The 17,681-nt window shown below is 60.9% G+C and carries 11 protein-coding genes; 3 read left to right on the forward strand and 8 right to left on the reverse strand.

Annotated elements, in window-relative coordinates; translation table 11 throughout:
* The 7 genes from PMI01S_RS16365 to PMI01S_RS16395 all read right to left on the reverse strand — a co-directional run bounded on the left by PMI01S_RS16365 (position 1) and on the right by PMI01S_RS16395 (position 10,602).
* Positions 1 to 3,237 (reverse strand): transporter substrate-binding domain-containing protein, encoded by a 3,237-nt coding sequence (locus PMI01S_RS16365; protein WP_084321024.1) that lies wholly within the window; start codon positions 3,235 to 3,237, stop codon positions 1 to 3.
* Positions 3,238 to 3,873, reverse strand: a complete 636-nt coding sequence (locus PMI01S_RS16370; RefSeq protein ID WP_084321025.1) for a response regulator transcription factor — start codon at positions 3,871 to 3,873, stop codon at positions 3,238 to 3,240.
* A gap of 108 nt (positions 3,874 to 3,981) precedes the next feature.
* Complete coding sequence (locus tag PMI01S_RS16375) at positions 3,982 to 4,395, reverse strand: ANTAR domain-containing protein (RefSeq protein ID WP_084321026.1); 414 nt, start codon at positions 4,393 to 4,395, stop codon at positions 3,982 to 3,984.
* A gap of 204 nt (positions 4,396 to 4,599) precedes the next feature.
* A complete protein-coding gene (locus PMI01S_RS16380; RefSeq protein WP_084321027.1) occupies positions 4,600 to 5,316 on the reverse strand; it encodes an MgtC/SapB family protein in 717 nt (238 codons plus the stop codon).
* 141 nt (positions 5,317 to 5,457) lie between these two features.
* Positions 5,458 to 8,160 carry a magnesium-translocating P-type ATPase gene (gene mgtA, locus PMI01S_RS16385; RefSeq protein ID WP_084321028.1) on the reverse strand — a complete coding sequence of 901 codons (2,703 nt, stop codon included), beginning with the start codon at positions 8,158 to 8,160 and terminating at the stop codon, positions 5,458 to 5,460.
* Positions 8,161 to 8,654: 494 nt separating this feature from the next.
* The gene (locus PMI01S_RS16390) at positions 8,655 to 9,992 is read right to left on the reverse strand and encodes a lysine N(6)-hydroxylase/L-ornithine N(5)-oxygenase family protein (RefSeq protein ID WP_084321029.1); all 1,338 of its coding nucleotides are present in this window, start codon (positions 9,990 to 9,992) and stop codon (positions 8,655 to 8,657) included.
* 130 nt (positions 9,993 to 10,122) lie between these two features.
* Complete coding sequence (locus PMI01S_RS16395) at positions 10,123 to 10,602, reverse strand: sigma-70 family RNA polymerase sigma factor (protein ID WP_084321030.1); 480 nt, start codon at positions 10,600 to 10,602, stop codon at positions 10,123 to 10,125.
* Between the two features lie 514 nt (positions 10,603 to 11,116).
* On the opposite strand from PMI01S_RS16395, the gene PMI01S_RS16400 reads away from it, so the two are divergent.
* From PMI01S_RS16400 to PMI01S_RS16410, 3 genes are read left to right on the forward strand one after another with little or no spacing between them, the layout of a single operon-like run.
* Positions 11,117 to 12,289, forward strand: coding sequence for an efflux RND transporter periplasmic adaptor subunit (locus PMI01S_RS16400; RefSeq protein WP_084321031.1), 1,173 nt, complete (start codon positions 11,117 to 11,119; stop codon positions 12,287 to 12,289).
* Positions 12,290 to 14,263 carry a MacB family efflux pump subunit gene (locus PMI01S_RS16405; RefSeq protein ID WP_084321032.1) on the forward strand — a complete coding sequence of 658 codons (1,974 nt, stop codon included), beginning with the start codon at positions 12,290 to 12,292 and terminating at the stop codon, positions 14,261 to 14,263.
* A gap of 7 nt (positions 14,264 to 14,270) precedes the next feature.
* Complete coding sequence (locus PMI01S_RS16410) at positions 14,271 to 15,665, forward strand: efflux transporter outer membrane subunit (protein WP_084321033.1); 1,395 nt, start codon at positions 14,271 to 14,273, stop codon at positions 15,663 to 15,665.
* Positions 15,666 to 15,783: 118 nt separating this feature from the next.
* Here PMI01S_RS16410 and pvdP read toward each other — a convergent pair whose 3' ends face one another.
* Positions 15,784 to 17,412, reverse strand: a complete 1,629-nt coding sequence (gene pvdP / locus PMI01S_RS16415; RefSeq protein WP_084321034.1) for a pyoverdine maturation tyrosinase PvdP — start codon at positions 17,410 to 17,412, stop codon at positions 15,784 to 15,786.
* Between the last annotated feature and the right edge of the window lie 269 nt (positions 17,413 to 17,681).

Genomic DNA, 17,681 nt, shown 5'->3' on the forward strand with positions numbered 1-17,681 from the left:
TCAACCCTGCGCCAGGCTTTGGTCCAGCCGCATCATGGCCTGTTGCAACTGGTCGACCGCGACGTCGATCTGCGCAGCATGGCCTTCCCTGCACGCACACTCCAGTGCCTCGCAACACTCGATCAGGCTGACCGCCCGAACCATCAACGCCCCGCCCTTGATACGGTGCGCGAGCGTGTAAAGCACCTGCTGCTCGCCGCTCGCATGCGCCTCGAGCAGTTCATCGCGATCCGTGCGATTGGTCATGACCACGTCGCGTAGCAATTGCGTGATCAATTCATGATCGCCGCCGACGTATTGCAGCAGACCGCTCAGATCGATCTCGGTGTTTGAAGGTGCTTCGGTGGTCGATTCCTGGCCGCCGGTAAATTTCGAGGCCAACCAGGCACTCAGATCCGGCAGGCCGATCGGTTTGAACAGGCAGTCGTCCATGCCCGCCTCCAGGCAACGGGCCTTCTCATCGGGCTGCGCATTGGCGGTCAACCCCAGAATCAGCGTTGGCGGCAATCCTTGCGCACGCTCTTCATCGCGTATCGCCCCCGTCAACTCATACCCGTTGAGCACCGGCATGTTGCAATCGGTCATGACCACATCGAATTGAAATTCGCGCCACCGCTCCAACCCTTGCCGCCCCTCTTCGGCGACCATCACGCTATGCCCCAGATAGCCCAGCTGCCGAGACATCAACAGACGATTGGCCGAGTAGTCATCGACCACCAGAATCGTCAGCGGACGCGTCTGCGGCAGCCCTTTGTCTTCGGACACAACGCAGGAGGGCAGCGCAGGCAACAGGGGCAGTTCGAGGCAGACATCGATCCGCGTACCACGTCCAAGCGTGCTTTCGAGGAGCAACCGCCCGCCCATCATTTCGCATAAAGTCCGGCTGATCACTAACCCCAGCCCGGAACCTTGCCGGCCTGAATGCGGATTGTTACCGGCCTGCACGAACGAACTGAACAGTCGCTGCTGATCGAGTGCGCTGATGCCAATGCCGGTGTCTGCAATGCGCACGCTGACCGCCAGATGCCCCGCCACGCCAGGTTCGACCCGCAGCGTCAGGCTCACTTCGCCTTCGCCGGTAAACTTGATCGCGTTGCCCAGCAAATTGGACAGCACCTGCTTGAAGCGCGTGGGGTCGATCAACACATCGCAATCGCTTTGATCGCCCAGTTCGACACGCCACTCCAGGTTTTTCTGCCGCGCCAGACCTTCAAAAACCCGGCATACCGACTCGACCAGCGAGCGCAAATTGGCCCGTTCCGGTGTCAGGGACAAATGCCCGGACTCGATACGCGCGATGTCCAGAATGTCGCCAATCAACGCCAGCAATTGTTGGCCGGCACTGGACGCCACTTCGATGGCCGGGCGGTCAATAACGCCTTCATCCGCTCGTTTCAATGCCAGTTCAAGCATGCCTAGCAGCGCATTCATCGGCGTGCGGATTTCATGGCTCATGGTTGCCAGAAACGTGGTTTTCGCACGGTTGGCGTCGTCCGCGGCGTCCTTGGCGTCCTGCAACTGACTGAGCAATTGCTGACGCAGGCGAATCTGTCGACGTTGCCAGGCGATCCAGGCCAGCGCCAGCAACAACAAGGCGCCGGCGGCGGCAAAGGCCTGGAAAATGTCCCGGCGATGGCCCAGCCAGAAGCTTGGCTCGACCATCAGGTCATTGCGCCAGTAGCCCGTCATTTCATCGATTTCTTCCGGTGGAATGCTGAGCAGCGCCTTGTCCAGAATCGAATGCAGCAGCACCGCCTCACGACCGGTCGCCAGGGTGGCACGGGCCGGGTCGGTGCCGACGGTGCTGGTCACCTGCAACTGGTCCCGATACTGCCGGGAAATCATGACCCTCGCGCCGATCAGCGAGTTGATGCCGCCGTCAGCCTTGCCTTGGGCAACCAGTTCCATCGCTTGCGCCGTCAATGACGCATTGACCAGTTCAATGTGCGGAAAGTGCTGACGAATGAATTCACCGGCACTGTTGCCCTGGGTGATGGCCAGCGTTTTCCCCGCCATGTCATCCAGTGTTCGGGGACTGCCCGGCTCAATACGTGTCACCAGCACATTAGGGCTGGTCAAAAACGGTCGGGTAAAGCGCAACTCGGTTTCACGTTCGATGCTGGGGCTTATCCCGGCGACCAGATCGATCTGTCCGGTCTTGATCCATTCCAGCATTTCAGCCACTGACCGGATGGGTTGAATGTCGAACTTCAGGCCTGTGCGCAGACTGATTTTTGCCAACACATCAATGCTGATGCCCCGGTACTTACCCTCACTGTCGCGAAAGGAAATCGGCATGAGGTTTTCGTTGATCGCCACTCGCACGCGCGGATGATCGTCGATCCAGCGTTGCTCGAGCACGCTGAAGAGCGGGGCCTGAGTACCTGCGATGGAGGTCCCGCTGCCGCCCCATCGACGCAGGATGTTCATCCGTTCATTGGTCGGGATCGCCGTCAGCGCCCGGTTGACGATGCGTTGCAGCTGAAGATTGTCGCGGCTCATGGCGAACGCGAAACGCCCGGACTCCAGAAGCGCAAAATCGGCCAGTTGAACATTGTTGAGGTAGTTTTTGCTGATCAGGTAGTTGGCGCTGATGGCATCGCTGAGGACAGCGTCCGCCTGACGGAACGCTACGGCCCCCACTGCTTCAAGCGTCGAGGGAAACAGCTCGACATCCGCCTTGGGATAAAACGCCCGCACGTGCTGCTCGGGCAAATAGTGGTAGAGCATCGCCAGCCGTTTGCCGGCCAGGTCAGGGTCGAGCGGCGCAGCCGAATCCGTGCGGGTCAGCACGACGGGTTGATCGTCCGCATAGGCGCCGGACATCCGCAACTGCGGGTCCTCGACCTCGTAACGATTGGCAGTTGCCAGCAGATCAGCCTTGCCTTCCTTGATCGCCCGCACTGCCTCGCCCCGCGATTTGTAGCGGCGAACATCGATTTCCACGTGCAATAGCTGCTTGAGCAGCCCGGCATAATCAGCCGTCAATCCCTCGTAATCCGTGCCGGTGGTGGTGATGTCGAAGGGCGGATAATCCGGCGCCGAGATGGCCAGCAACAACCGGCCCTTTTGCCGCAGCAACCGCGAGTCGGCATCCGAGAGTTTGACGTCATAGCCGTCGACGGTGGAGCGTCCCAGCAATGTCAGGGTTTGCGGTTGTGCGCAGACGCTGGATATCCATAGACAACCCAGCAGCGCGAGAAGTAGCAGGCAACGCGGACGTCGGAAGGTCTTCATTCAGATCAGATGATTGCGTTTGGCGAAATGACTCAGGTGAACATTGGATTCAATGTTGAGTTTTTCTTTCAGCCGGGTCTTGTAGGTGCTGGTGGTCTTGGGACTCAGGTTCATGAGTTCGGCGATTGCCTTGTTGCCCAATCCCTTGGCCAGGTACAGCAGGATGGTCAGTTCACGGTCGGAGAGATTGTCGATCAACTCATTCTCGCTGCGTTGCATTGTGCTCAGCGCCACCGAACTCGACGGCAGCTTGGCGAAATAGGTGTAACCGGCCATCACCGCGAGTACCGCTTCGTGCAAATGCTGCAAATCGTTGGCCTTGGAAACATACGCCCTGGCGCCGGCACGCATGCAACGGTCTTGATAAAACCGAGGGTCCTGGCCGGTGAAAACCAGTACTCGGCATCGCTCATCACTGGCCTGGATGCGGGCCAGTACTTCCAGCCCGCCGAGACGGGGCATCATCAGATCCAGCACCACCAGATCAGGTTGATGCTCACGAATCGCCGAAAAGACCTCGTTGCCGCTGGATACCTCGTGAATCGGATCAAACCCCTCCTGTCTAAGCAGGATTCTGACGGCTGCGCAAACCACCGGATGGTCGTCCGCGACCACCACTGATCTCGCTGGCTTCATGGCAACTCCTGTGCAAAGGCACGACAATTGAGCAATCAATACCCATGAACCAGGTCCGGGTAGTACGTAGGGCTGCGCGAAGACTGTTGCATGGATATCCGCGCCAGACTACCTGACAGAAATGACAGTGCCGACGAACGGCAATCGCGGATCAACCGCTGTCATCAACCGCTGAATGCACGCCAGATCAGGCAGCGCGGCGAGGCTCACCTGAACCTTCTGCTGGCCGCAGGCAGGGATCGACGGCCACTTCATCTGCTCGCCGTCATAGATCAATGCGTGGTGAACCTGTGGGTTATCGAGGAAGAAACCGGGCAGATCGAACGCTTCACCCGCCAGCGAGGCATTGATGACCACCAGATCAAAAGGCTCGCTCCCGTAATCGACCAGCGTCAGCAATTCCGCAAGGTCTTGAACCGGTGCCACGCGGTAATAGTCGAGCCGGTTGAACAGGCGCTCGATTCTCAGCCGCTGGAAATGCTGCTCGTCGGCAATCAGGATACGTAACGCTTTGTTCGGCAACCGGGGCCCCCAGGAGGGTTTCAGATTCGTGAGGCTGCAAGGCTACGGAAGAGCCAACGAGCTTTCTGTAGGACTATTCCTAAAATCCAGGACGCAGGAGGGGGAAAATAAAGTCAAAAGATCGCAGCCTGCGGCAGCTCCTACAGGATTGCGGCGTACCGTGTAGGCGCTGCCGCAGGCTGCGATCTTTTACCCTCCGCACCATTACTCTGTCGTACTCGGGCTCCAGAACGCCTGCACCACCAGCGTCGACGTCGAAATCCGCGCCACCAGTGCGTCCAGTTCATCCCCGTCCACCGACGTCGTCGCGAGCGTCGCTTCCACCTCGATTTCCTCGGTGCCGAATGCGTGTACGTCCACGTCGCTCGCCGGGTAATTGCTGCGTTCGAGTTCCGCCTCGAGCAGCGCCAGTACTGCTTTCTGCTGCGAACGTCGGGCGATCACGTAAACGATGTTGGTGACTTCAGCCGAAATCACATCCAGCGGCTGACGGTTGATGTTATTGACGATCGGCCGCAGCAAGGTATTGGCCGCCAGCACGAACAGCGTACCGAGCAAGGCTTCAAGGACCAGGTCGGCACCGGCGCAGGCACCGACCGCCGCCGAGGCCCAAAGCGTTGCCGCAGTGTTGAGGCCACGCACGTTGCCCTCTTCGCGCATGATCACCCCGGCACCGAGAAAGCCGATGCCGGAGACCACGTAGGCGACCACCCGCACCGCCCCTTCGGCGCCGCCGAGGCGGTTGGCCATGTCGACGAAAATCGCCGCGCCCACCGCCACCAGCACATTGGTGCGCAGGCCGGCGGTGCGTTGACGGTATTGGCGTTCGAAGCCGATCAGGCCACCGAGGATGAAGGCCGCGCTTAGGCTGACCAGGGTGTCGACCAGCGAGGTCAGGTTGATGTTGTTGAGTGCTTGCATGATGAATCCTTTGAAAAACACACGCCCCCTGTGGGAGCGGGCTTGCTCGCGAAAGCGGTGGGTCAGTCAATGATGATGGTGACTGATACATCGCATTCGCGAGCAAGCCCGCTCCCACAAGGAGATTGTTGTACTGCGGCATTACTGCCAGCCGAACCGGCGGATATAGAACCCCTTCACGGCCTGGGTCAGCGCCATGTACGCCAGCAGAATCACCGGCAGGAACACGAAGTACAGCGATGGCAGCGCCTGCAGTTTGAAGTAGTGCGCCAGCGGTCCCATCGGCAGGAAAATCCCCACGGCCATGATGATCCCGGTCATCACCATCAGCGGCATGGCCGCACGGCTTTGCAGGAACGGAATCTTCGGCGTACGGATCATGTGCACGATCAGCGTCTGCGTCAGCAGACCGACCACGAACCAGCCGGACTGGAACAGGGTTTGATGGTCCGGGGTATTGGCGTCGAACACGTACCACATCAAGGCGAACGTGGTGATGTCGAAGATCGAACTGATCGGCCCGAAAAACAGCATGAAGCGCCCGACGTCCGCCGGCTGCCAGCGCTGGGGTTGCTTGAGCATGTCTTCATCGACGTTATCGAACGGGATGGCGATCTGCGAAATGTCGTAGAGCAGGTTCTGCACCAACAGGTGCATCGGCAGCATCGGCAGGAACGGGATGAACGCGCTGGCCACCAGCACCGAGAACACGTTGCCGAAGTTCGAACTCGCGGTCATTTTGATGTACTTGAGCATGTTGGCGAAGGTCCGCCGCCCTTCCAGCACGCCCTCCTCCAGGACCATCAGGCTTTTCTCCAGCAGGATGATGTCCGCCGCTTCCTTGGCGATGTCCACGGCGCTGTCCACCGAGATACCGATGTCGGCGGTGCGCAGGGCTGGGGCGTCGTTGATGCCATCGCCCATGAACCCGACCACGTGGCCGTTGCCTTTGAGCAGACGGACGATGCGTTCCTTGTGCGACGGCGTCAGTTTGGCGAAGACGTTGGTGGTCTCCACCGCCCGCGCCAGTTCAGCGTCCGTCATGCGCTCGATGTCGTTGCCCATCAGCAGGCCTTGCTGCTCCAGGCCGACTTCGCGGCAGATCTTCGCGGTCACCAGTTCGTTGTCGCCGGTCAGCACTTTCACCGCCACACCATGTGCGGCCAGCGCTTTCAAGGCCGGCGCAGTGCTTTCCTTCGGCGGATCGAGAAACGCCACGTAACCGATCAGCGTCAGGGCCTGCTCATCCGCCAGGCTGTAAGTGTCGCGCCCCTCGATCATTGGCCGCGCGGCAACCGCCACTACGCGAAGTCCTTCGGCATTGAACGAGGCGGTGACCTGACGAATTTGCGCCAGCAGTTCATCGCTCAGTGCTTCATCGTGTTCGCCGTGACGCACCCGCGTGCACACCGCCAACACCTCTTCCACCGCACCTTTGCAGATCAACAGATGCGGTTGACCGCGCTCGGCAACCACCACCGACATGCGCCGCCGGGTGAAGTCGAACGGGATCTCGTCGACTTTGTGAAACGCCGTGCCGACTTTCAGCTCACGGTGGATTTCGACGTGTTCGAGCACCGCCACGTCCAGCAGGTTTTTCAGGCCGGTCTGGTAGTAGCTGTTGAGGTAGGCCATTTCCAGCACGTCGTCGGAGTCGTTGCCCCAGACGTCGACGTTGCGCGCCAGAAAGATTTTGTCCTGGGTCAGGGTACCGGTCTTGTCCGTGCACAGCACGTCCATGGCGCCGAAGTTCTGGATCGCGTCGAGGCGTTTGACGATGACTTTTTTGCGCGACAGGAACACCGCACCTTTCGCCAGCGTCGAGGTGACGATCATCGGCAGCATTTCCGGGGTCAGACCCACGGCAATCGACAGCGCGAACAGCAGCGCTTCGGTCCAGTCGCCTTTGGTGAAACCGTTGATGAACAGCACCAGCGGCGCCATGACGAACATGAAGCGGATCAGCAGCCAGCTGACTTTGTTGACCCCGGTCTGGAACGACGTCGGCGCGCGGTCGGTAGCACCGACCCGCTGGGCCAGCGCACCGAAATAGGTGCTGTTGCCCGTGGTCAGAGTCACCGCAATCGCGGTCCCGGACACCACGTTGGTGCCCATGAACAAGATGTTGTCGAGGTCCAGCGGGTTGCTCGTGTCGCTGTCCTGCTGGCGAGGGAATTTTTCCACCGGCATCGATTCACCGGTCATGGCTGCCTGACTGACGAACAGGTCCTTGGCGTTAAGCACCCGGCAATCGGCGGGAATCATGTCGCCGGCCGAGAGCACGATCAGATCGCCCGGCACCAACAATTTGATCGGCACTTCGGTTCGCAGGGCATCGCGACGCATCACCGTGGCGGTGTTGCTGACCATCGCCTTGAGCGAATCGGCCGCCTGGTTGGATTTGGTTTCCTGCCAGAAGCGCAGCAGTGTCGAGAGCACCACCATCGAGAAAATCACTATGGCGGCTTTCATGTCTTCGGTCAGCCAGGAGATGACCGCGAGCAATGTCAGCAGCAGGTTGAACGGATTTTTGTAGCAGTGCCACAGGTGAATCCACCACGGCAGCGGTTGCTCGTGCTCGACTTCGTTGAGACCGAATTGCACGCGCAATGCATCGGCTTCGGCTTCGCTCAGGCCGTCAGTGTGGCTGTTCAGGTTGTCCAGCAGTTGGTCGGTGTCGCTGTTGGCGGCGCTCACCAGGGTTTGCGCCAGTGTCGGCGGCACCTCGCGGCTGACCGTGGTTTCAGTGAAGTTTTCCAGCAGCGCCAGGCGACGGAAGTGTCGGGCGATGTGGCGGGTACGCAAGAATCCGGCGAAGAATTCCTTGAGCAAGGTCAGGTTCATGGCAGTTCCCCCAGGGTCAGCCGGGAAACCTTCCAGCAGGCGTGTCGGTGCGCCGCGATGACGACAACAAGTCGAACATCACGCACGGTTCAGCGTCGATGAGAGGACGTCGGGACACGGACCATGACTGGCCGCGATCGGGAGGCCGCTGCTCGCTTTTTCGGCGAGACAACGGCACAAGAAATGTGCGCGTTATCTTGCCGAGGATGTGCCGGTTACTGGAACCGGCCGACTACTGTCACTCGAACAAGTACCCACTGTGGGTCTCCGCTATTGATGAAAACGCGCGAAGCTTACGCCCCGATTTGTGGAGAGTAAACGAAGGATTGGCAAGTCGTTGGGGAATTGCGGGGTTCTTCAGGAAGGGTTCAGGATTCGATATTTTGTGCTGTTGTTCAGACCGCTATCGCCAGCAAGCCGGCTCCTACAGGTGATCGCATTCCCCTGTGGGAGCCGGCTTGCTGGCGATGGCGGCCTGACAAGCGCCAAAGATCCTAACTGGCTGTCGCCAACAACAAATCCATCACCGAACGACCATGCCCCCGGCTCTTGCCATGCTCATACAATGACCCGGCAATCTCATCCGCACGAATCGGCAGGATCGACAACAGGGTGTCGCTCAAACCATGGCTCGCCTGGCAGAAGCCCTGCATGTAGATGCCGGCCTTGCAGCGTTCGTCGGTGATCAGTTTGTAGTTGCGGTCCACCTCGAATTCACCGAGGTATTGCTCCAGCGGCGCCAACAGTTTGCGGTGCATCTGACGTTCATAACCGGTGGCCAGTACCACGGCGTCGTAATGACGGACCGTGACTTCACCGGTCGCATTGTTACGCAGGGCCAGTTCGATGCCGCGCTCGTTGGCAGTGGCCTTTTCGATAGTGGTCAGGGTACGGAAGGCATGACGGGCAATGCCCGAGACTTTCTGGCGATAGAAGATGCCGTAGATGCGTTCGATCAGGTCAATGTCCACCACCGAATAGTTGGTGTTGTGGTACTCGTTGACCAGACGCTCACGCTCGCTGCTCGCCTGCTGGAACACCAGGTCGGTGAATTCCGGCGAGAACACTTCGTTGACGAACGGGCTATCGTCCGCCGGCTTCAGCGCCGAACCGCGCAGGATCATGTCCACCTGCACCGACGGGAAGCTGTCGTTCAGATCGATGAAGGCTTCCGCCGCGCTCTGCCCGCCACCGATGATCGCAATGCTCATCGGTTGATTGTTCACGCATGGCTGCTTGGCCATCTGCGCCAGGTACTGCGAGTGGTGGAACACCCGGCCGTCATCCTTCAGCGCCTTGAACGCTTCGGGAATGCGCGGTGTACCACCGGCGCTGACCACCACCGAACGGGCAGTGCGCACGTGTTGCTGGCCCTGGGTATCGCGGGAGATCACACGCAGCGCTTCGACCTGCTGGTTGTGCAACACCGGCTCGATGGTCAGCACTTCTTCGCCATAACGGCTCTGTTCGGCAAACTGCCCGGCGACCCAGCACAGGTAGTCGTTGTACTCCATGCGGCACGGATAGAAGGTGCCGAGGTTGATGAAGTCCACCAGACGGCCGTGGTGCTTGAGGTAGTTGACGAAGGAATACGGGCTGGTCGGGTTGCGCAGGGTCACCAGGTCCTTGAGGAAGGAGATCTGCAATTCGCTCTGGGTCACCAGGGTGTTGCCGTGCCAGCGATAGTCCGCCTGCTTGTCGAGAAACAGAACATCCAGCTCGCCCTGACTCGGCCCGCGCTCTTGCAGAGCGATGGCCAACGCCAGGTTCGAAGGGCCGAAACCGACGCCGATCAGGTCGTGAACGATGGGCGATGCAATTGCCTGTGTCATTTCCAGTGTCCTCTGGATGAACCCCTCAACAAGGGGAGGAAGCCTAAGTGACCTGGCGATCCTTGGGAGCACAGCAGGTCGTCTGTTGAGTAGGAACGAGGACAATGAAATAAAATTTAACAACAAACGCTCAGTGGGCGTCCCATTGCAGCATCCGCACCCGGCAATGCTTCATCGCATTGACGATGTGCTTTTCCACCAACGCGCGGGAAATGCCCAGGTGTTCGGCGATCTCCGAATGTGACAGGCCTTCAATCTTGCGCAGCAGGAAACTCTCACGGCACAGCCGTGGCAACTCCGCCAACGCACGCTGGAGCATCTCCAGGCGCTGGCCGTGATCGAGGCAGTTGTGAGGGGACGGGGTGAAGTAGCGCTCTTCGTTGTCGAGCACTTCCAGCGATTCGACCTGACGCAAGGCATTGCGCCGATGGTCGTCGATCACCAGGTTCAGCGCGGTGCGATACAGGAAAGCCCGGGGCTGCTCGATCGGCGTGTCGCTGGAACGTTCCAGGACCCGCACATAAGCGTCATGCACCACATCTTCGGCCACCTGACGGTTGCCCAGCTTGGCGTTGAGGAAACACACCAGCTCGCGATAGTAGTTTTCCAACCATGACTCCCGGCCGCAGGGGTGCGGTTTCTATCCTTGAGCCACCGCAACGACTGCCGAAATGGGCAGTGGCACGATAGTGGCAATTCGAGTGTGTAATTTATAGTAATTCTCATATAGATTTAAAGTATTGCTTCAATTTGCCCGATAAATAGTCTTCGATCTGTTTAAAACTCACTGCTTGCAACCGGCTATTTTATGCACCCGATCCCCCCGTAGGAGCCGGCTTGCTGGCGATGGTCGTTAGCGATAACGCGTTCTGCCTGAATCAACGCGGCGCACTTTCGTCCATCGCCAGCAAGCCGGCTCCTACAACGTTTTGTGTTGTGAATATGATCCCAGCCGCTCCCGCAATGTGATTGTGTCGGCTTGTGTCGAGGGCTAAATTCCTCGCCGCGTCCCTCGTTTACAGGACAGCTCCCCGTCTCTGTCGGCTTCCCGACAGCGTTCAACTGTTGCCGAATTTCGTGCGCAGGCTGAGCGACGGGCCGATATCCATTGGCCGGAACCCTGCATGAAACGTCCCCGACAGACCCGACGCGCCCTGCTTGTAGCGCTTTGCCTGATCCCCGTTATCGCTGTGGCTGCCTGGCAGGTCATCCCGCCCGGCCGCGACAAATTCGCCACTGTGCAAGTCAGCCGCGGCGACATCGAAAGCAGCGTCACGGCCCTCGGCACCCTGCAACCTCGACGCTACGTGGACGTCGGTGCGCAGGCGTCCGGGCAGATCCAGAAGATCCATGTGGACGTCGGTGATGTGATCAAGGAAGGCCAGTTGCTGGTGGAAATCGATCCGTCCACGCAACAGGCCAAACTCGACGCCGGGCGATTCTCGATTGAAAACCTCAAGGCCCAACTCGAGGAACAGCGGGCGCAACACGAACTGGCCCGGCAAAAATTCCAGCGTCAGCAGAACCTCAAGGCCGGCGGTGCCACCCGCGAAGAAGACGTGCAAACCGCCCAGGCAGAACTGCGCGCCACCCAGGCGCGCATCGACATGTTCCAGGCGCAGATCCGCCAGGCCCAGGCCAGCCTGCGCAGCGATCAGGCCGAGCTCGGCTACACGCGCATTTACGCACCGATGTCCGGCACCGTTGTTGCACTCGATGCCCGTGAAGGCCAGACCCTGAATGCGCAACAGCAAACGCCGTTGATCCTGCGCATCGCCAAGTTGTCGCCGATGACCGTCTGGGCCGAAGTCTCGGAAGCCGACATCGGTCACGTCAAACCCGGCATGACCGCCTGGTTCACCACACTCAGCGGCGGCAAGCGTCGCTGGAGCAGCACCGTGCGGCAAATTCTGCCGGTGCCGCCCAAGCCGTTGGACCAGACCAGCCAGGGAGGCGGCAGCCCGGCCAGCTCGAGCAAAAGCGGCAGCGCCCGCGTGGTGCTGTACACCGTGTTGCTCGACGTCGACAACGCTGATAACGCGCTGATGGCGGAAATGACCACCCAGGTGTTCTTCGTTTCCGACCAGGCAAAAGGCGTGCTCACCGCGCCCGTCGCCGCGTTGCAAGGCGGTACGCAACCGAACATCCAGACCGCTCGGGTCGTGGCCAAAAACGGTGCTATCGAGCAACGCGAGGTGCGTACGGGGATAAGCGATCGCCTGCGGGTGCAAATCCTTGACGGCCTGCAGGAAGGCGATCACCTGTTGATCGGCCCGGCCGACGGGAGTGGCGGCTGAATGCTGACGCCCCTGATCGACCTGCAGGACATCCGCAAATCCTACGGCGGCGGCGATTCACCACAGGTTCACGTGTTGCGCGGCATCGACCTGTCGATCCATGCCGGTGAATTCGTGGCGATTGTCGGCGCCTCCGGTTCCGGCAAATCGACGCTGATGAATATCCTCGGCTGCCTCGACCGCCCGACCTCGGGCGAATACCGTTTCGCCGGGGAAAACGTCGCCGCCCTCGACAGCGACGAACTGGCCTGGCTGCGTCGCGAAGCCTTTGGCTTTGTGTTCCAGGGCTACCACCTGATCCCGTCCGGCTCGGCCCAGGAAAACGTCGAGATGCCGGCGATCTACGCAGGCTTGCCGGCTGCCGAACGCCACGCCCGCGCCGCCGCCCTGCTCGACCGCCTCGGCCTGGCCTCGCGCACCGGCAACCGCCCGCATCAACTCTCCGGCGGCCAACAGCAACGCGTCTCCATCGCCCGTGCCTTGATGAACGGCGGCCACATCATCCTCGCCGACGAACCTACCGGCGCCCTCGACAGCCACAGCGGCGCCGAGGTCATGACCCTGCTCGATGAACTGGCGAGCCAGGGCCACGTGGTCATCCTCATCACCCACGACCGCGAAGTCGCGGCCCGGGCCAAACGCATCATCGAAATCCGCGACGGGTTGATCATCAGCGACAGCGCCCATGACAACCCGGACGTGCAAACCTCGGCCAACCCCGGCGCCCTGCAAGCGGTCGATCTGCGCAAGCGCCTGAGCGAAGGCGCTGAAGCCACCGGGGCCTGGAAAGGCGAACTGGTGGACGCCGTGCATGCCGCGTGGCGGGTGATGTGGATCAACAAGTTCCGCACCGCCCTGACGCTGCTCGGGATCATCATCGGCGTCGCATCAGTGGTGGTGATGCTGGCCGTTGGCGAGGGCAGCAAGCGTCAGGTGATGGCGCAAATGGGCGCGTTCGGCTCGAACATCATTTACCTCAGCGGCTCGGCCCCGAACCCGCGAACGCCGCCGGGCATCATCACCCTCGATGACGTCGCGGCGGTGGGCAGCCTGCCGCAGGTGACGCGCATCATGCCGGTCAACGGCGAGGAAGCCGGGGTGCGCTTCGGCAACCTCGACCACTTGAGCTACGTCGGCGGCAACGACACCAACTTCCCGGCGATCTTCAATTGGCCCGTGGTGGAAGGCAGCTATTTCACCCAGGACGATGAACGCAACGCAGCGGCTGTCGCGGTGATCGGCCACAAGGTGCGGACCAAACTGCTCAAGGACGTGGCCAACCCGATCGGCCAATACATCCTGATCGAAAACGTGCCGTTCCAGGTGGTCGGCGTGCTCGCGGAAAAAGGTGCCAGCTCCGGCGACACCGACAGCGACGACCGCATCGCCATCCCGTATTCCGCCGCCAGCGTCCGGCTGTTCGGCACTCACAACCCCGAATACGTGGCCATTGCGGCAGCTGATGCGCGCAAGGTCAAAGAAACAGAAATGGCCATCGAACAGCTGATGTTGCGCCTGCACGACGGCAAGAAGGATTTCGAGCTGACCAACAACGCAGCAATGATCCAGGCCGAAGCACGCACGCAAAATACCCTGTCGCTGATGCTCGGTTCGATCGCCGCGATTTCGCTGCTGGTGGGCGGGATTGGCGTGATGAACATCATGCTCATGACCGTGCGCGAACGCACCCGCGAGATCGGCATCCGCATGGCCACCGGCGCCCGACAGCGCGACATCCTGCGCCAGTTCCTCACCGAAGCGGTGATGCTTTCGGTGGTCGGCGGCCTCGCCGGCATTGCCCTCGCGTTGATCGTCGGCGGCGTGCTGATCCTCAGCGAAGTCGCGGTCGCGTTTTCTTTGATAGCGGTACTCGGTGCCTTCGGCTGCGCCTTGGTCACCGGTGTTGTCTTCGGCTTCATGCCGGCTCGCAAAGCTGCCCGGCTCGACCCGGTCACGGCCCTTACCAGTGAATGATCGATCTATGAAAGCGCCACTCAGCCTGTTGACCCTCTGCGTGTTGCTCAGTGCGTGCGCCAGCCCGGACCCGCGTCAGGACAGTGGCCTGCAGCCGCCGCCCGCCTGGCATTCGGCGCACAGTGAAAACGCCGTGTTGAGCAACGCCCGGTGGTGGACGCACTTTGGCAGCCCGCAGCTCGATCAACTGATTGAACAGGCCCGCGTCGGCAGTTATGACCTGGCGGCCGCACTGGCCCGGGTGCGCCAAGCAGAGGCCACCACCGTGATCGCCGGCGGCTCGCTGTTACCGGAAGTGAAGGCCGCAGGGAACGCCAATCGCCAGAAGCTGATGCGCGGCAACGGCTACAGCCAACTGGACGCCGACGACAGCAACAAGGCCGTGGATTACTTCGACGCCAGCCTCAGCGCCAGTTATGAAATCGATTTCTGGGGCGGCCAGCGCGCCTCCCGCGACAGTGCGCAATTCAGCCTGCGGGCCAGTGAATTCGATCGCGACACGGTGGAATTGACGCTGCTCAGCGCTGTCGCCAGCACCTATGCGCAAGCCCTGTCGCTGCAAGAGCAGCACCGTATCGCGCAGCTCAATCTGGCGAACGCGCAAAAGGTCTTGAGCCTGGTACAAACCCGCTTCGACTCAGGCTCGGCCACCGCCCTGGAGTTGGCCCAGCAAAAGAGCCTGGTGGCCGCGCAACAACGGCAGCTGCCACTGATGCAGCAACAAACCGACGAAGCGCGGATCACTCTCGCGGCCCTCCTCGGCCGTCCGGTTCAGGAGTTGAAGCTCGACGATCAGCGCTTCGACCAGCTCAATTGGCCGGCCATCGGCGCGGGCGTGCCCAGCGACTTGCTCAACCGCCGCCCGGACATCGCTCGCGCCGAAGCGCAGTTGGCAGCCGCACACGCCGATGTGACCGTGGCCCGGGCGAAAATGCTGCCCACAGTGACCTTGAGCGCCCAGATCGGTTCTGGCGCCGATACCTTCAACGATGTGCTGCGCAGCCCGTTCTACAACCTCACCGCCGGATTGGTCGCGCCGATTTTCAACAACGGCCGTCTCGGCGCCGAACGCGACAAAGCCACGGCCCGTCAGGAAGAACTGCTGGAAACCTACCGTGGCGCAATCATCAACGGCTTTGCCGACGTGGAAAAAGCCCTGACCGGTATTCGCGGACTGGACGCCCAGCGCCAATGGCAGAGTGAAGAGTTGAACCAGGCGCAAACGGCTTTCGACATTGCGCAAAGCCGCTATCAGGCCGGGGCCGAGGATTTGCTGACGGTGCTGGAAACCCAGCGCGCGCTGTATGCCGCGCAGGATTTGAATGTGCAGCTGCGTCTGGCGAGGTTGCAGGCGAGTGTTGCGTTGTACAAGGCGCTTGGGGGTGGGTGGCAGGTTTTATAGATTGCGGTGTCTGTCAGGCTGCCTTCGCGAGCAAGCCCGCGCCCACATTAGCCCTGCATGCACAGGTCCATTGTGGGAGCGGGCTTGCTCGCGAAGAACGATAACGCAGTTCCCCTGATTAACTGGTCATCGGCTTGGCCTTCAGATTCCGCGCATACCACGGCCGTTGCGGCACTTTGCGGAACAGATCCTCCAGTTTCTTCTCGTCTTCGCCAAAGGTGATCCGCAGCGCCAGCTTCATGGTTTCCGGGTCCATTTCCACCGACTTGCCCGCCTGCAACCCCGGCGTGGTGTTGCAGCCATGGGTACTCGGGCCAAGCCACGGATCGTCGATCTCGACCCAGCGACCGGGCGCAAACCACGGCACGCCCTGGACCTCCAACCGACTCACCTCACCCGGATGAAAGCGCTCGTGCGCGCGGAACCAGTCTTCTAGACGGTCATCGATCCAGCCATGGAAATGCCAGAACACCGGGTTCACATGGGAGGAAAACGGGTCGCCAAGGAAGTCGTTTTCCGCTGTGAACCAACGCGCGGAGAAGTCCGCAGTGTCACGGGCAAACGGCACAGGCTGCCCGTTGGACGGGTCGCGGGGCACCGATGCCCAGCGCATGTGCAGCCAGTCATGTAGGCCCAGCTCGACCTCGGAACCGAACTGCCCCAAGGTCAACTTCGACAAGTAACGCGGGTCACGGTAGCGCGATTCCCAGACCTGAAAATTGCTGTGGTAAGTCTCGGCAGTCTTGAGATCGGCGACCCACTGCGAATACTCGTCATCATCTTCGGCGCGCCAGGCCGGTGGCAGTGCGGTGCCGTCGTGGTTGTCGAAGTAACGGGCAAAGCCCTGGCGATCGCGCACCAGCTCCGGTTGCGGCAACGGAAACTGCTGCCAGGACGGCAAATCCTGCAAGGAGCGCGCGGTGCCGAGCATATGGCGGTGCATGAAAAAAAAGTCGATGCCCGAGCCGTTGCGATCCTTGCGCGGCCCGCGCGCATCGCGCTCCTTGTCGCGAAGCCCCGGTTGCCAGCCAATACCGCGCAAGGCGTTGCGTTTGTCTTCGGACAAGGTGTGCCATTTGTCTCGAGAAGCGTGCCAGAGCTGATGGAACAGGCGGTGCTCGGGCGAAATCAGCCACGCCAGCAACGCCGGCCCCAGGCCTGTGCGCTCCCGCGCCTCGGGGAACACTTGCTTGACCGCGACGAAACGATGGTCCTGAGCGGTCAAGGCCAGCGGACGATCCAGACGCAACACGCGCCCGCTCAAGGTGCCGCTGCCGGCATTGCCGAAGGCGGCCCAGACTTCGTCCAGTTTGAAAGTGAATTCGTAGTCCGGCGTCCCGGTCGGGGATCGGGTATCGATCAAGCGCCAGCTCAACTCGGTGGTGTTCGTGCCGGCCAGGTCGCCGAGGACGCGATAGCGCGGCGTCGGTTCGCCGCGCAGCGCATCAAAGGTATCGAGAAAGCCATTGAGACCACGGCCCTTGTGACCGACGTCGAGCAACACCTGCAGCCCCTCGCGAGGCAAGCCGTCGAGCCCGGCGTCACGGCCTTCGAAACGAATGTTCCAGACGCCTTGCAGCGTATTGGCCAGACGTTGTCCGGCCACATCCGCGACGTCAAATGTGGCTTCGCCGGGGGTAATCGTCGGGTCCGGTCTTGTCAGTTCGCGATGCCCGTAATACGCCGCAGGCACGGCGGCGCCGGTCAGTGCCAGACCCGCCAGGAACCATCGTCGAGAAATCGTCATTGCCCTACCTGTGTCAGCCATGGAGCAGGCTTTATCCAAGCTAGAACGTTCGTTGCCCCGACAAATTTAGAAGCTTTCTGTAGGAGCGAGCTTGCTCGCGATGGACTCAAAAGCGCTGCGTTCATCCAGAAAACTCGTGTAATCGTTTACGTCCATCGCGAGCAAGCTCGCTACTACAGTGGATCACCATCACTAAATTTCTCACCCGGCCACTCGTTCTTCCCAGATAGCAAAGGCCCCCGCGCCTGCACCCCCGACGGCGAACCTGA

Source organism: Pseudomonas migulae NBRC 103157 (genome assembly GCF_002091715.1).
Taxonomy (GTDB): domain Bacteria; phylum Pseudomonadota; class Gammaproteobacteria; order Pseudomonadales; family Pseudomonadaceae; genus Aquipseudomonas; species Aquipseudomonas migulae_A.

What these genes read in the sequence shown, in the direction of transcription:
- PMI01S_RS16400 (WP_084321031.1), top strand. Translation starts at nt 11,117, where the DNA reads ATGAAACGTCCCCGACAGACCCGACGCGCCCTGCTTGTAGCGCTTTGC.
- mgtA (WP_084321028.1), bottom strand. Translation starts at nt 8,160, where the DNA reads ATGAACCTGACCTTGCTCAAGGAATTCTTCGCCGGATTCTTGCGTACC.
- PMI01S_RS16405 (WP_084321032.1), top strand. Translation starts at nt 12,290, where the DNA reads ATGCTGACGCCCCTGATCGACCTGCAGGACATCCGCAAATCCTACGGC.
- PMI01S_RS16410 (WP_084321033.1), top strand. Translation starts at nt 14,271, where the DNA reads ATGAAAGCGCCACTCAGCCTGTTGACCCTCTGCGTGTTGCTCAGTGCG.
- PMI01S_RS16365 (WP_084321024.1), bottom strand. Translation starts at nt 3,237, where the DNA reads ATGAAGACCTTCCGACGTCCGCGTTGCCTGCTACTTCTCGCGCTGCTG.
- PMI01S_RS16390 (WP_084321029.1), bottom strand. Translation starts at nt 9,992, where the DNA reads ATGACACAGGCAATTGCATCGCCCATCGTTCACGACCTGATCGGCGTC.
- pvdP (WP_084321034.1), bottom strand. Translation starts at nt 17,412, where the DNA reads ATGACGATTTCTCGACGATGGTTCCTGGCGGGTCTGGCACTGACCGGC.
- PMI01S_RS16380 (WP_084321027.1), bottom strand. Translation starts at nt 5,316, where the DNA reads ATGCAAGCACTCAACAACATCAACCTGACCTCGCTGGTCGACACCCTG.
- PMI01S_RS16370 (WP_084321025.1), bottom strand. Translation starts at nt 3,873, where the DNA reads ATGAAGCCAGCGAGATCAGTGGTGGTCGCGGACGACCATCCGGTGGTT.